Below are 14,745 nucleotides of genomic sequence, written 5' to 3' on the forward strand. Positions count from 1 at the left end.
TTTTAAGTAAATCATTATATGTATTAAAATAGGGAATAATGATGTATACCCTATTTAATACAAACTTAAAAAGGGAATAGCATATATTACAATATTTTTTTGAGAGGGGATTATACATGTCGATACAATCGATAGTTGAAAATCAGCGTGAATATTATTATAAAAACCATACTAAATCAGTCAGCTTCCGTATACGCCAATTAAAGAAGCTGAAAAGTGCCATTCAAGCTAATGAAAGAATGGTTCTGGAAGCTGTAAATAAAGACCTTGGAAAATCCGAAGCCGAAGCATACATGACAGAGCTCGGTATTGTTTATAAAGAATTTGACTACGTTATTAAAAATCTCAGGAAATGGAATACCCCGAAGAAAGTTTCAGGCTCAATGATGAGCTTCCCTGCTAAAAATTATATCTACCGTGACCCGTACGGCGTGGTTCTTATTTTATCACCATGGAACTATCCATTTAATTTAACGATGATGCCGCTGATCGGTGCGATTGCCGGAGGTAACTGTGCACTCGTTAAACCTTCTGAAACAAGCCCGCATACAGGTGCAATTATCGAAAAGATACTGAATTATACTTTCAGTGAAGAATACGTTTACTGTGCGCCTGCGGATACACCGCATGATGAAGTTAATAAACAGCATTATGATTATATATTCTTTACCGGCAGTACGAGCGTCGGCAAGGAAATTATGAGCATAGCAAGCGAAACGCTGACCCCCGTCACACTGGAACTCGGCGGTAAAAGTCCTGCCGTAGTTGATGAAACTGCGAACATAGATGTTGCGGTTAAAAGGATTGCCTGGGGTAAATTTGTCAACGCCGGACAGACATGTGTCGCTCCCGATCATGTAATCATTCACAGCTCGAAGAAACAGGAATTTATCGACCGCATGCTCCATGAAATTGAAGAACGCTACAGCAATGCTGAACACAGCGATGATTTTCCTAAAATTATTAATGAAAAGCACTTTAAGCGCTTATCGGGCCTCTTAAGAAATGAAATGGTACTCGGCGGCAATTTAAATGAACAGAGGCAAAAAATTGCACCTGCGATTATGCCGGACAGCACATTCGATTCGACAGTAATGGAGGAAGAAATCTTCGGTCCGTTACTGCCGATTATTACGTACGATAATCTTGAAGATCTCATTGTGCACCAGCAGACATTGCCTAAACCGCTTGCCTTCTATATATTTTCTGAGAATGAGCGCAATACTGAAACCCTGCTGTCACGCCTGTCATTCGGCGGCGGCTGTGTAAACGATACAATTATGCACCTGTCGCATCATGACCTGCCATTCGGCGGAGTCGGTGCCAGCGGCATGGGACATTATCACGGCAAGTATTCCTTCGACACATTTACACATGAAAAGAGTGTCGTGAAGAACAGTACTCTAATCGATATTCCGGTGCGTTACGCACCATTTACTGAAGCAAAATCCAAGCTTTTCAGAAAGTTTTTAAGTTAGACTATAGATATAAGCACATTAAAGGAGTGTATACAGATGAGTATTTTAGTTATTGGTGCAAACGGCGGGGTCGGAGCTCACCTCGTCTCCCAGCTTAAACAAAATTCAATCGATTTTACAGCAGGTGTCCGTAAAGAAGAGCAGGTAGCGGACCTTGGCAATAAAGATGTGAAAGCAACATTGATTGATGTAGAGAAAGACTCAGTTGAAGAACTCAGAGAGAAAATGAAAGGCTTTGAACAAGTTGTCTTTTCAGTAGGTTCAGGCGGCAGTACAGGTGCAGAGCAAACGATTATCGTTGATCTGGACGGTGCAGTAAAAGCAATTGATGCAAGCGAACAGGCAGGCGTTGACCATTTCGTTATGGTGTCAACTTGGGACTCAAGAAGAGAAGCATTCGATACACCGGATGCTCGGAAGATTAAACCATATACAATCGCGAAGCACCATGCAGATGTTCATTTAAGAAATTCAGGACTGACACACACTATCGTTCACCCTGGAATGCTGACTGACGAAGCTGGTTCAGGCAAAGTCGACGTTGATTTATACTTCGGTGAGATTAAAGATGTGGCACGTGAAAATGTAGCACATGTACTTTACGAAGTCGTGACAAATAAAGAAAACCGCGGCAAGGAACTCCAGGTACTCGACGGCAGTACTGATGCAGCAAAAGCAGTTAAGAACTTTAACAATAAATAAGCAAACAAAAAAAGACGAGAACCCAAAAGGTTCTCGTCTTTTCTATATTTTTAAGACCATCCTGTAATTTGCGCAATTGTTAATGCACTTAAAGAAATTACCATAAAAATTACAAACAATGGGAAGAAGAATCTAATCCACTTATGCCACTCTACTCCTGCAAGAGCTAATGCAGCCATAAAGTATCCGCTCGTCGGATATAAAATATGTGCGAATCCGTCTCCCAGCTGGAATGCAAGTACTGCTGTCTGACGTGTTACGTTAACCATATCAGCAAGTGGTGCCATAATTGGCATCGTTACTAATGCCTGCCCTGATCCTGACGGAATTACGAAGTTAATAAGCAGCTGTACAAAATACATACCTGCTGCTGCAAGTACTGGAGGTAATCCTCCAACAACAGTGCCCAGTCCGTTTACGATCGTATCCATAACCTGACCGTCTTCTAATATAACGGCAATTGAACGTGCCAGACCGACGATAATTGCACCCATTAATACTTCTCTGAAACCTTTCGTAAATGCTTCACTGATACGCGTTAAGTTAAGTCCTGTTACAAGACCGACAGTAATACCCATAATGATGAATAAGCCAGCCATTTCTATCATAAACCAATCCAGTTCGATTACTCAGTATATTAGAATACCGAAGAACACCAATACTGTTAATGCACCGGCAATTTGACGCTTTGTTGCGGTCAATGGTGCAGAGTCTCCAATAGATGAGTACATTTCACGTTTTTCTGCATCATCTTCATACACTAAACTTGCTTCCGGATTTTTCTGTACTTTTTTGGCATATCTCATTATAAACCATGCTGTAACTGCTAAAACGATAACAAATAGAATCAACCTGAACCCAAGTCCTGAGAACGTTGGAAGTCCTGCTATTGTCTGCGCAAGTCCTGTATTAATAGGGTTCAGTACACCTACGGTATATCCGATTACTGTCCCGCACAGCGCTACAGCAGCAGCGGTCATAGAGTCATAGCCGAGGGCAATAACCAATGGAATAATGACCGGTATATAGACCAGTGATAATTCCGCTGTACCGATTAATGTCGCAACTGAAGCGAATACTGCAACCAGTACTGGTATGATAAATATACTTTTCTTCGAAAATTTACGCGCCATTTTATCGACTGCGATTTCTATAATGCCGCTTTCCCGCAGTACCATAAACATTCCGCCGATAATCAGCGTAAAGAATACGACTTCACCTGCATCAACCAAACCACGCGGAATTGCTGTGATGAATTCCGTTAAACCTGTCGGTGTCGATTCAAGGTATGTAAAAGATTCCGGATCTACTGCCTCACGGCCATTTTCCAATTCAACACGGTCGAATTCACCGGCAGGAATTAAATATGTGGCTGCTGCTGCAACGAGTCCGAAAACAAATAGAATGACATAGATATGCGGCATTTTAAATCCGCTTTTTTCTTATTCTGATCATTGCCCATAATTAAACTCCCTTTTTATTTTTCATTGTAACTCATATAAGGGCTGTCTAAAAGTATGAATATGGATAAAAAAAGATGGGTTTATGACCCATCTTACCTAAGATTCGATAATTTTTCCGTCTTTCATTTCCACAATACGCTCTGCATATTTCAGCATATCATTATCATGTGTCACCATAAGCACGGTAATATTTAATTCACGAGCCAGTCTTTCGATTAATTCCATAACTTCTACCGAACGTTTTGAATCGAGACTCGCCGTCGGTTCATCGGCAAATAATATTTCAGGTTCATGAATTATTGCCCGTGCAATTGCTACCCGCTGTTTTTCCCCGCCTGATAAGTTTTCAGGATAGCTGTCTTTATGCTGCCACATGTCGACCGTCGTCAGAGCATCTTCAATACGTGCTGCTCGCGCTTTTTTTGACCATTTTGTTTCTGCTGTATCAAGCATCAGCTCAAGCTGTTCTTTAACAGTGAGAAACGGCACGAGATGAGCGTGCTGAAATACAAAACCAAAATGTTTTGCTCTGACTTCACGCATACCTTCCTGGTTCATGGCCGATAAGTTTTTTCCGTCGAACGTAATTGAACCGCCGCTTAAATCCTGCAAGCCTGCTGCAATAGTTAACAGTGTGCTTTTCCCGGAACCTGACGCACCGACCAGTGCTGTCAGTTCACCTTTATTTAACTCGAGATCTATACCTTTTAATATTTGTTCTTTAGTGTTCCCATGCTTAAATTCTTTTTGAATATTTTCTAATTGAAATAAACTCATATTAAGCACCTCCCTGATTAATTGCCTGCATTGGTTCTACTTTTTTAATTTGAATACCTGACAGCGTCGCTCCAATAAATCCTATAATAATAAATGCGCCTGACGACAGCAGCACCATATCAAGTGTTAGATGGAACGGCATGCCGCTCGGTGCCAGTATATTAAATAACTGACTGATTCCGACTGCTAAGAGCAGTGAAATAATTGTAATGATAAACATCTGCGCCCACATCATCTTAAATAGCGTAAATGTCTTCACACCGATTGCTTTTAAAATACCGAATGTGCCCAGTTTCTGAACGTTTATCATGTAGAAGAATATTGCAAACAGCATGCCGCTGATTACGTACAGGAATATAATAATCATGTTAAGCGACAGCTGTTCTGCACTGTAGCTTGGTATTGTATTCAGGAAGTCTGAATTGCTGAATCCTGTCAGTCCGTCCACTGCTTTGCCGTCTTCAGGAGCAAATGCCAGCTGGAACGTATCTGTATTGTACATCGTGAAGAAGTCATCGTTATTTATGAAACCAACCGGTGAATGGCTGAATTTTTCCTGTTCGGCAAAGCCTGTGATCGTAAAGGATTCATCCAGCAGCTCGCTTGTCACAGTATCTCCAGTTGAGAAATCTTCTTCAAATGAACTATCGAGCACAATTTCTCCAGGTGCAACATCCGGGAAGTATTCTGCATCTGATGCAGTAACATATGCAAGGCTGTGCTTCTGGTCCCCGCTGTCGCTGAATTCACCCATTTGAATTGAGAATAGAGATGCGTTCTCATGCGCCTCATTTAAATTGTTTACCTGCTCTTGTTCAAGACTTGAAAAACTGTAGTTCTCTTCCGCGCTTTCTTCCATATAAAAAGTACCTTCCGGCATATTTTTGATTAACGCTGCATTATCCTGCGATAAACCATTTGCCAGTCCTGAAATACTTAATGTTAAAAGACTAATCAGAAATATAATCGAACCGAGTATCGTATAACGCAGTTTGTATTTTTTCATTTCTTTCCATGCCATCTTCATTAAAAAATCCTCCTCGTAAGTCATCTATAAGTCATACTCTACACTTGGAATATGAACTCATTATGAACGAGGAGGAAAATACTATTCTGTTGTATCAACAGGCAGTCTGACTGTGAACGTCGCGCCATTTTCATTACTTCTTACGTTGATTGAACCATTGTGCAAATCAAGTATTTTCTTAACAATAGATAATCCGAGACCTGTACCTCCGATACTGCTTGTACGGGCAGTATCCGCACGGTAGAATCTGTCAAAAATCTTGTCGATGCTGGTATTATCAATACCTTCACCTGTATCGCTTATCGTTATAACCGTATGAGCTTTGTATCTGGTCATTTCTATATCAATGCTCCCCGCATCTCCGTTATATTTAACTGCGTTTGACAGCAGGTTGTCCCATACTGTATTCATCAGTGCTTTGTCTGCTACAATTTCAGTATCCTGGAGTTTGTGAGACAGCATCAGACCTTTTTCATTAATCTTCCATTCGTATACTTTAATCAGCCGCTCCAGCTGTTCTCTTAAATTATACGATTCCTTACGGAGCAAATAATCTTCATGGTCGATGGATGAAAGAACCAGCAGCTGCTCTGTCATCGTCGACAGCCTGTCTATTTCAAAATCCACCGTCTCTGTATATTCAGTTCTCTCCGCTGCTGTGAGCGGTTTGTTTAACAGCTTGTTGTAGCCTTTAATGCTCGACAGCGGCGACTGGATATCATGGGATATATTTGAGATAAAGTCCTTCTGAATTTTATCGTTGTATTCAATTTGTCTCGACATTCTGGCAAAGTTCGACGACAGTTCGCCGAGTTCATCTCGCCGGTTCGTATCAAGATCATGAACAGAGTAATCACCTGCAGCGAGCAGCTTCGTCGCTTCGCTGAGTTTCGTCACTGGTTTAATCAGGAAGTGCGCACTGATAAATACGAGGACGATACTTAAAAGCACTGTCAGCATAAATAAAATCCCGAATAAGAGATGCATTTCATTAAATAACAGATTAATATCCGGACGTAAAAATAGCGCGTAGGCAGTGCCGTTGTGTTCAACCGGTACACCGATAGTATTACTCAGCTCATTGGCAAAAAATCCAGTCACAAATATTTCCGCTTCAAAATTTGCCATGCCGTGATATATTTCGCCTGACAGCACATTGCCTATGACATCCTCCGGAAGAATAGGCACGTTGAATTCTGCACCGAAAAATTGTTCATTATTATCTGTGTCCGCTAAATACATCTGATAGCCGGCATCTGCAATCGTTGTTAAGTATTCTTCCAGGCTGATTTCTGGATTAGCATCTATAAATGAGGCAATTTCCGTTGCAATCTCTGTATTTTTTTCATCGTTGCTAGCTTTCAAATTGTATTGATAATAAGCATTCGATACGACAAAAGCAATAAAGAAGCTGAGTATCATTATGCCGAGCGTCATAACGACAAACTTTACGTATAATGATTTCATTGCCGCGGCTCCAGGAAGTAACCGACACCGCGTACTGTTTTAATCGAAAAATCTGACGTCAGCTTAGTAAAACGGGTTCTGAGTCTCTTAATATGAACGTCGACAGTACGTTCGTCTCCCTCATAAAATACGCCCCATATTTGCTCGATTAGCTGCTCTCTTGAAAACACCTGGCCCGGATGATTTGCCAGCAGCTGCAGCAGTTCGAATTCTTTTAAGGGCAGCATGTATATTTTATCTTCAATTTCGACAGTATAGTTTTCAGGGTAAATATTGACATTACCGATACGTATAACATCAGATGTCCCTTCTGCTTTATAACGGCGCAGCAGTGCTTCTATTCTAAAAATCAGTTCTTTAGGTTCAAAAGGTTTGACCAGATAGTCATCCGTCCCCGCTTGAAAGCCTTCGGCTTTATCATCGATATGGCTTTTAGCCGTTAATATAATCACAGGGATATCGTATTCTTCCCGTATTGCTTTGGTTAATGCGAGCCCGTCCATATAGGGCATCATGACATCGACCACCGCAAGAGAACACGGTGCTTCTTTTAAACGTTCAAGCGCCTGTCTGCCGTCACCGGCTGCTGCGACACGGTATCCTGCCTCCGTTAAATTAAGCGTTACAAATTTCACTATGTTCGGATCGTCATCGACGACCAGTATTCTCTCCATACTGCTTCCCCCTTCCGGCAGTTATTATCCGTATTATATCATCAAATGTGCATTCTTTTTAATACTGTGATGTATACAAATTGTCAGATGTTCCCCATAATTAATATATGAATTAATAACAGGAGGACTTAAACTTGAAAAAACAAATACAGCCTTTGATTTGGCGCTGGCACTTATTTGCCGGCTTAATCCTGGCACCTTTTCTTATTATCATTGCCGTTACGGGTGCTATATATCTGTTCAGAGTAGATATCGAGGAATACATATATAAAGATTATTATAATGTTGAAGCTGAAAGCGAACAGCTTCCGCCAAGCGATCTTGCTTTCACCGCCTTAAATAACGTAGGCAGCGGAGACATTACACGTTACCGTCCGGGAGAAGACGATACCCGCTCGGTGGAAGTCGGAATAACTGATGGAGACGGGGAATCGTTAACAGTATTCATCAATCCATACAACCGTGAAGTCCTCGGCGTTATAAATGACAGCACCCGGCCTATGGAAATGCTTGCAGCCCTGCATAGTGAACTGATGGCCGGGACTTTCGGTGACCGCATAGTCGAACTGGTAGCATGCTGGACGATTATTATGCTGATTTCAGGTTTGCTTTTATGGTTTCCGAAAGCAAAAGAAAAAATTAAGGGCGTATTCACAATACGTTTTAATAAAACTAAGCGCATAAGGCGCCGGGACCTGCACGCTGTTCCAGCCTTTTGGATTTCAGGAGGATTATTATTCTTTCTTTTATCCGGTATGCTGTGGACAGGTTTCTGGGGTTCCGGGGTGCAGCAGCTGACAACAGCTTCCGGAGCCGGTTACCCGCCGTCAATCTGGGTAGGCCCTGCTCCCGAATCTGAAACTGTGGCTGAAGATATCGCGGATGTTTCATGGGCTGCAGAACAGATGCCTGTGGCAGACTCTGATCCATCGTCAGGTTTTAAACAAATATCGATAGATGAAATAATTAAAACCGCCGAAAGAACAAATACTCATCCAAGCTACGACATATTTTATCCTGCTTCTACCGATGGTGTGTTTACATTATCTGTTTTTCCTCCGAAAGCTCAAGATGAAGCAACTATACATATAGATCAATATACAGGCTCTGTTATTGCCGACTACCGCTATGATAATTACGGTCCGCTTGGTAAAGCCATGGCTCTTGCAATTACGATTCATAAAGGTCTGGAATTTGGTATCTTTAACCAGATAATTGGTGTCATTGTCTGCCTGGGACTGATTGGCATGGTCATTACCGGTGTTTACATGTGGTACAAGCGCAAACCAAAAGGCTCCAGCGGTGCACCGAAAGCTAAAAGTATCTTTGAGTTTAAAACCATGCTGGCTATCCTGATTATACTCGGTGTTATATTCCCGCTCGTCGGATTGTCACTGATTGTATTATTCTTCGCAGACCGTTTAATTATTCAAAAAAATGATAAACTCCGCCGCTGGCTGAATTATTAAGGAGGAACAGCATGTATAAAAATTTTATTTTAATTGCCTTTCTGCTGCTTTCGGGCTGCAGCATTGTCGACGGTGGAACTCACGATAAATATAATAATATTCCGCAGGTAAACATTGTAATTGATACAGAAAATATTACGACCGTCAGCCCTGCGGAACAGCTTTCCATTCATGTACTGGAGAATGGAAAACCTGTTGATGATGCTGAAATTACCCTTTCCATGTGGGCGGCCAAGGAGGCTGAAGTATGGAACAGAACGTTCGACGTTTCTCATGTGTCCGATGGAAAATACACAGCAGAAATAGATATTCCGCGTGAAGGTCTGTACCTGATTAAAGCACACGTTAAAAATAATGATATTGATGCAGTGCCGACAAAATATTTCACTGTCGGTTCACTCGACATGTTTGAAGAAGTTTTCCTTCAGGAATTCAACAATGACGACAGCATACAGACACACAGTCACCATTAAATAAAAACGAACGCCATTCGTATTTGAATGGCGTTCGTTTTTTCATCTATTATTTATACTGCTGTGCTTAAGCGCGGGATAAAGATTTCATAATGAATACGCGCTTTATCAACGCCTGCTTTCCCTAGTTCCTTAACAATGGATTGGATGAATGTCACACCGCCGCAGACGTAAATTTCCTGCTCGTCCTTAATGAATTTCTGCAATTCTTCACTCATCAGATAGCCCTCTTTGTCTCTTAAGTGAGTATGAAGCTCTGCGTTCTCTGCAGCTGAGATATTTTTAAGTTCAATTTCAAATGCGATGTTATCCGCATCATCCGATACCTGGATGAACTGTGCATCAGCATTCGCTTCTGCAGTTTCACGGTACATCGGAAATAACGGCGTTACACCGATACCTGAACCGATAAATAATTGCGGTTTGTCTGCGTTGGCAACTCCAAACACACCAACCGGTGCGGATAAGCTGATTGTATCACCCGTGTTAATATTTTCATGCAGATAAGTCGACACTTCTCCGCGGTTGCCGTTTAAATCTTCTTTTCTGACTGCGAACGTTAATTTCCCGTCCTGCACATCGACAATTGAGTAGTGTCGTTTAGCTCTGTAAGGCAGACCCGGTACCTGTACATCAACGGTAATATACTGTCCTGCTGAATATGGAATATCTTTAATGTCATCTGATTTTACTGTAAATGATTTAATAATACCTGTTTCCTCACGCACACCGATAACTTCAAACGGCTTGAAGCCCTGCCATCCCATACCTGCATAAATATCTTTCTCTATGCCGATAAATGCATCCGCAATTTCACCGTATGCTTTACCCCAAGTTTGGATAATAGGATCATCGGCTTTTAGTCCAGTAACTTCCTGAATTGCTGCAAGCAGATTTTCTCCTACAATCGGATAATGTTCAGGCATTACTTGGAGTCCGCAATGTTTATGTGCAATCGGGATTACTACCGGAACAATCGGCGATAAATCTTCGATGTGCTGTGCAGCTGCAAGTACTGCTGTGGCAAGCGCCGTCGATTGTAAGCCCTGCTTGTGGTTCGGCTGATTAAACATATTGCGCAGGTCGGGGTTATTGTCAAACATTCTCGAGTAAAACTTAGAAGTAATCTCAACACCTTTATCTTGTAAAATCGGGATAGTGCTGTGAATAATTTCAATTTCTTCCTTGTTAACCATATTAACACTCCTAATTGTTGTATTTATTTCATTATCCATCACTTCTCTACTTATCTCAATAAAAGCTGTTCGCCTTGTTAAAATTTTCACAAAGATATGAAGGTTTTTTGACAATCTTTGGATAATATAGAAATCAGACGTGAACCGGTGTAAGATTCACGTCTGATTTATTTAAGATATAACTGCTTCTTTTATCTTTCTGAAACGCCCCTGCTGAACTTCCGTACCGTGCTGTTCCTGTACAAATAAAAGCGCACAAAACGCAATGAGACACGGTACTGCAAAGCCTAAAAACGACAGCTGGGCCGGCATATTCGTCATCAGCACCCAGCCGATCAGGAGCGGTCCTGTAATGGAACCAATACGCCCCATGCCTACTGCGATACTTAAGCCTGCTCCCCGTATGTCTGACGGGTAAAACATCGTGATATACGGATTAATCAGGTTTTGCGATCCCGCCGTGCACGCACCTGCAATTCCGATTAAAATGAACAGCAGTGCTGTGCTACTTGTCAGGCTTAAAAGGATAAATGCTGCAGCACCTGTGCCAAGCAGCGTTAACAGCACGTTGCGGTGGCCGATTTTATCCACCATATAGCCTCCGGCAAGCGATCCTGTCATCTGGCCGACAGCCAGTGTCATCGTAAAGATCATTGCCGATGACACCCCGTAGCCGGATTCCTGCATAATATTCGGCAGCCATGTGCCGAGCCCTGAAATCATCATAAGGCAGCTTATTACTGCAATCCAGAACATAATTGTCGACAGTGCTTTTCGTTCACTGAATATTTTCTTAAACGGCAGACCTTGCTCTGCACTCACCGTCTCAGAAATCTCATATTCATCACGGGCAGTATATTTTTCAGTACCCGTTGCTCTATTTAAAATATCTGCAATTTCCTCTTTGTTTCCGCGGACAAGATGATAGTTAATCGATTCAGGGAATTGCTTCAGGAAGAATGGCGTAATCACTACTGTAAAAATACTAACCCAGAAAAACAGTCTCCAGCTTAAATACTCCAGGAAATATATACCTAAAAGCGATGCGCCGATAGTACCGATAGAATAACCGCAATACATCAGCGCAACAATCATCGCACGGTTTTTACGTGGAGAATACTCCGCCATAAGCGATATCACTGCAGGCATTAAACCGCCCATACCGATTGATGCAATAAAACGGAAGATAACGAATACCGTTTCGTTTGGTGCAAAACCGGCCAGAAAGTTAAATAAACCGATAATCACAAGGCATATAGCAAGCACCCTTTTACGGCCTATCACATCTGTCATCGTGCCGAGAATAAACGTTCCGGCCATCATCCCCATCATGGCATAACTGCCAATCGCACCTGCGACTGCAGGTGTAATTTCAAACTCACTCATCATTTGCGGCAAACCGAGTCCGTAAACTGCGATATCAAATCCGTCAGATGCAATTGCGATAAAACACCATATAAACACGAGCAGATGGAACTTGTTGAATTTACTGTTTGCAATGACCGTTTCCGGGTTAATTTTCGCCATTCACATTCCTCTTTTCTATTTCCAGACGTCAGCAGCGGTATCCACGACGTATTTTAATTTCTGCCATTGCTCTTCTTCTGTCAGTACGTTGCCTTCTTCAGTGGATGCGAAGCCGCATTGCGGGCTTAAAGCCAGCTGCTCGAGCGGTACATACTGAGCCGCTTCACTAATACGCGCTTTAATATCTTCCGGGTTTTCAAGCTCTCCGTTCTTCGATGTAACAAGTCCTAGAACTATGACTAAATCTTTTCTGTTGACGTGACGCAGGGGCTCAAAACCACCTGCCCGGTCGCTGTCATATTCAAGGAAGAAGCCATCGATATTTAAGCGACCGAATAATATTTCCGCTACCGGCTCGTAGCCGCCTGACGAAATCCAAGTTGAGCGGAAATTACCGCGGCAGATGTGCATCGTGATTTTAAAGTCCTCCGGACGGCCGTCCACTGCTTTATTTAATACTTCCAAATACTTTTCTTTTAAGTATTCAGGGTCCTGTCCTTTATCGATTAATTTTTGTTTTTCTTCATCTGAACAGAAGTAGCCCCAGGAAGTATCATCAAGTTGTAAATAACGACAGCCCGCATCGTAAAATCCCTGAAGCACTTTCTTGTATGCTGCTGCAAGATCGTTAAAGAATTCTTCTTCGTCAGGGTAGATATCCTTATCAATTTCCCCTCTGAAATGCAGCATACTCGGACTCGGAATTGCATATTTAGCAACGATATCTCCGGCCTGCTCCTGTAAATATTTAAAGAATTCAATTTCTCTATGTCCGTCAAAGTCTACTTTCCCTGTGACTTGAATTGCACGGGACTTCGTCTGGCGTTCTTTGAATGCGATCCCGCCGCCTGTATCGGAGCCTTCAACACCTTTAAGTCCCTCGAGGAAGTCGAAATGCCACCATGCACGTCGGTACTCCCCATCTGTTACTGCTTTTAATCCTGCCTCTTTCTGTTTTTGAACAGCATTCGCAATCGCTTTGTCTTCAACTGTTCTCAGCTCTTCTAAAGTAATTTTTTCATCCTCGAATTGTCGGCGGGCTTTTTTCAGCTCGCTTGGTCTTAATAAGCTGCCTACGTGATCAGCTCTGTATATTTCTTTAGTCATATGTATTTGCCACTCCATCTCTTTTAATGATTGTTTAAATATTATCATGGCTGTATGATATAGACTAACTGATTAAATTCATTACTCGTTATAACTTTAAGCTATACCAATAGGAGGATATTATGTCACTTCAACAATTAAAGTATTTAATTGCAGTCGTTAACAGCGGATCTATTAATGAAGCTGCAAAGAAACTGTATATTTCACAACCGACTTTATCAAAAGCCATTAAGGAACTCGAACGTGAAATGGGAATTACGATTTTAAAGCGTACTTCAACAGGTATCGTTCTCAGCCCGGACGGAGCGGAGTTCCTCAGCTATGCCCGGCAGATTACAGAACAGGTAGAGCTCCTGGAGAATAAGTATCTTGATACACCCTATCAGGAACAGCTGCTGTCCGTATCGACACAGCATTATTCTTTTTCTGTCGATGCAATGGTCCGGATGATTGAACTGCACGGCGGTGACAAATATCAGTTTTCACTGCGCGAAACACGCACATATGAAATTATCGATGATGTGAAAAACTTAAAAAGTGAAATCGGCGTTCTGTATATGAACAAATTTAATGAGAAAATACTGACCCAGCTGTTAAGAGAAAGTCATTTGACATTTGAGCTGCTTTTCACAGCGAGCCCTCACGTTTTTATAAGTAAAACTAATCCGCTCGCGAAAAAAGACAAGGTCACTCTGGATGATTTGGAACCTTATCCGAGGTTATCATTTGACCAGGGTGAACACAGCTCATTTTATTTCTCAGAAGAAATACTGAGCACACTGCAGAGTCCGAAAAACATTCTGGTCAGCGATAGAGCAACGATATTCAACTGTATGATCGGTTTAAACGGCTATACGATTTCAAGCGGAATTTTAAGCGCAGAACTGAACGGTACTGATATTATTCCCGTGCCACTGGATGTCGATGATGAAATTAAAGTCGGCTGGATAACGAATAATAAAGCACAGCTCAGCCGCGTAGCAAAGCTCTATCTTGAAGAATTAGTTAAAACGATTAAAAACTACAATCTGCTTTAGACGTGTAAAATTTTTTCCTCGGGGTATAGTATTAATGCAGAAAATATTCGGAGGTGTGATTAATTGGATATTAAACAAGGTACTAACAAATTTTATTTCGGAGATGACCCGCAGAATCCTGATGGTGAACTGACGTATCTTCCTGACAATAAGGATAAACTCGTAATAGACAGCGTTGTCGTGAAAGAAGAACTGCGCGGTGAAGGACTCGGGGACGTGCTGCTTGATGCCGCTGCCGATTACGCCCGCGAAAACGACTTGAGATTAATCGGACAATGTCCGTTCGTTGCAAAACGTTTTGACGAGTATAACGATAAGTACAAAGATGTTATTTTCAGAGAAGCATAA

At 41.9% G+C, this 14,745-nt stretch carries 13 protein-coding genes and 1 pseudogene; 6 read left to right on the plus strand and 8 right to left on the minus strand.

Annotated features, from left to right (window positions below):
• Positions 1-116: 116 nt before the first annotated feature.
• Both H625_RS0106310 and H625_RS0106315 read left to right on the plus strand, forming a co-directional pair.
• The gene (locus H625_RS0106310) at positions 117-1,478 is read left to right on the plus strand and encodes an aldehyde dehydrogenase (RefSeq protein WP_026859166.1); all 1,362 of its coding nucleotides are present in this window, start codon (positions 117-119) and stop codon (positions 1,476-1,478) included.
• 36 nt (positions 1,479-1,514) lie between these two features.
• The gene (locus H625_RS0106315; RefSeq protein WP_026859167.1) at positions 1,515-2,180 is read left to right on the plus strand and encodes an SDR family oxidoreductase; all 666 of its coding nucleotides are present in this window, start codon (positions 1,515-1,517) and stop codon (positions 2,178-2,180) included.
• A gap of 50 nt (positions 2,181-2,230) precedes the next feature.
• On the opposite strand, the pseudogene H625_RS12720 reads toward H625_RS0106315, so the two are convergent.
• The 5 genes and pseudogenes from H625_RS12720 to H625_RS0106340 form a co-directional block, all read right to left on the minus strand.
• Positions 2,231-3,604 (minus strand): annotated as a pseudogene (locus H625_RS12720) (YfcC family protein).
• Between the two features lie 135 nt (positions 3,605-3,739).
• The gene (locus H625_RS0106325; RefSeq protein ID WP_026859168.1) at positions 3,740-4,420 is read right to left on the minus strand and encodes an ABC transporter ATP-binding protein; all 681 of its coding nucleotides are present in this window, start codon (positions 4,418-4,420) and stop codon (positions 3,740-3,742) included.
• Between the two features lies 1 nt (position 4,421).
• Complete coding sequence (locus H625_RS0106330) at positions 4,422-5,447, minus strand: ABC transporter permease (protein ID WP_026859169.1); 1,026 nt, start codon at positions 5,445-5,447, stop codon at positions 4,422-4,424.
• Positions 5,448-5,528: 81 nt separating this feature from the next.
• Positions 5,529-6,914, minus strand: a complete 1,386-nt coding sequence (locus tag H625_RS0106335; RefSeq protein WP_026859170.1) for a sensor histidine kinase — start codon at positions 6,912-6,914, stop codon at positions 5,529-5,531.
• On the minus strand, positions 6,911-7,588 hold the full coding sequence (locus H625_RS0106340) for a response regulator transcription factor (protein ID WP_026859171.1): 678 nt from the start codon (positions 7,586-7,588) through the stop codon (positions 6,911-6,913). Before H625_RS0106340 ends, H625_RS0106335 begins: the two co-directional genes overlap by 4 nt.
• 134 nt (positions 7,589-7,722) lie before the next feature.
• Between H625_RS0106340 and H625_RS0106345 the strand changes: the two genes are divergently transcribed.
• On the plus strand, positions 7,723-9,057 hold the full coding sequence (locus tag H625_RS0106345) for a PepSY-associated TM helix domain-containing protein (protein WP_026859172.1): 1,335 nt from the start codon (positions 7,723-7,725) through the stop codon (positions 9,055-9,057).
• An 11-nt stretch (positions 9,058-9,068) separates the two neighbouring features.
• Positions 9,069-9,530, plus strand: coding sequence for a FixH family protein (locus tag H625_RS0106350; RefSeq protein WP_026859173.1), 462 nt, complete (start codon positions 9,069-9,071; stop codon positions 9,528-9,530).
• Between the two features lie 53 nt (positions 9,531-9,583).
• On the opposite strand, the gene H625_RS0106355 is transcribed toward H625_RS0106350, so the two are convergent.
• The 3 genes from H625_RS0106355 to H625_RS0106365 form a co-directional block, all read right to left on the minus strand.
• A complete protein-coding gene (locus H625_RS0106355) occupies positions 9,584-10,726 on the minus strand; it encodes a globin domain-containing protein (RefSeq protein WP_026859174.1) in 1,143 nt (380 codons plus the stop codon).
• Between the two features lie 171 nt (positions 10,727-10,897).
• Positions 10,898-12,253: an MFS transporter gene (locus H625_RS12725; RefSeq protein ID WP_051239006.1), complete on the minus strand. Its 1,356-nt coding sequence runs from the start codon at positions 12,251-12,253 to the stop codon at positions 10,898-10,900.
• Positions 12,254-12,268: 15 nt separating this feature from the next.
• On the minus strand, positions 12,269-13,360 hold the full coding sequence (locus H625_RS0106365) for a 5-methyltetrahydropteroyltriglutamate--homocysteine S-methyltransferase (RefSeq protein WP_026859175.1): 1,092 nt from the start codon (positions 13,358-13,360) through the stop codon (positions 12,269-12,271).
• Positions 13,361-13,482: 122 nt separating this feature from the next.
• On the opposite strand from H625_RS0106365, the gene H625_RS0106370 reads away from it, so the two are divergent.
• Together H625_RS0106370 and H625_RS0106375 are read left to right on the plus strand one after the other, a co-directional pair.
• Positions 13,483-14,397, plus strand: a complete 915-nt coding sequence (locus tag H625_RS0106370) for a LysR family transcriptional regulator (RefSeq protein WP_026859176.1) — start codon at positions 13,483-13,485, stop codon at positions 14,395-14,397.
• Between the two features lie 63 nt (positions 14,398-14,460).
• Positions 14,461-14,745, plus strand: a complete 285-nt coding sequence (locus H625_RS0106375; protein WP_026859177.1) for a GNAT family N-acetyltransferase — start codon at positions 14,461-14,463, stop codon at positions 14,743-14,745.

This window comes from Jeotgalicoccus psychrophilus DSM 19085 (assembly GCF_000425845.1).
GTDB lineage: Bacteria > Bacillota > Bacilli > Staphylococcales > Salinicoccaceae > Jeotgalicoccus > Jeotgalicoccus psychrophilus.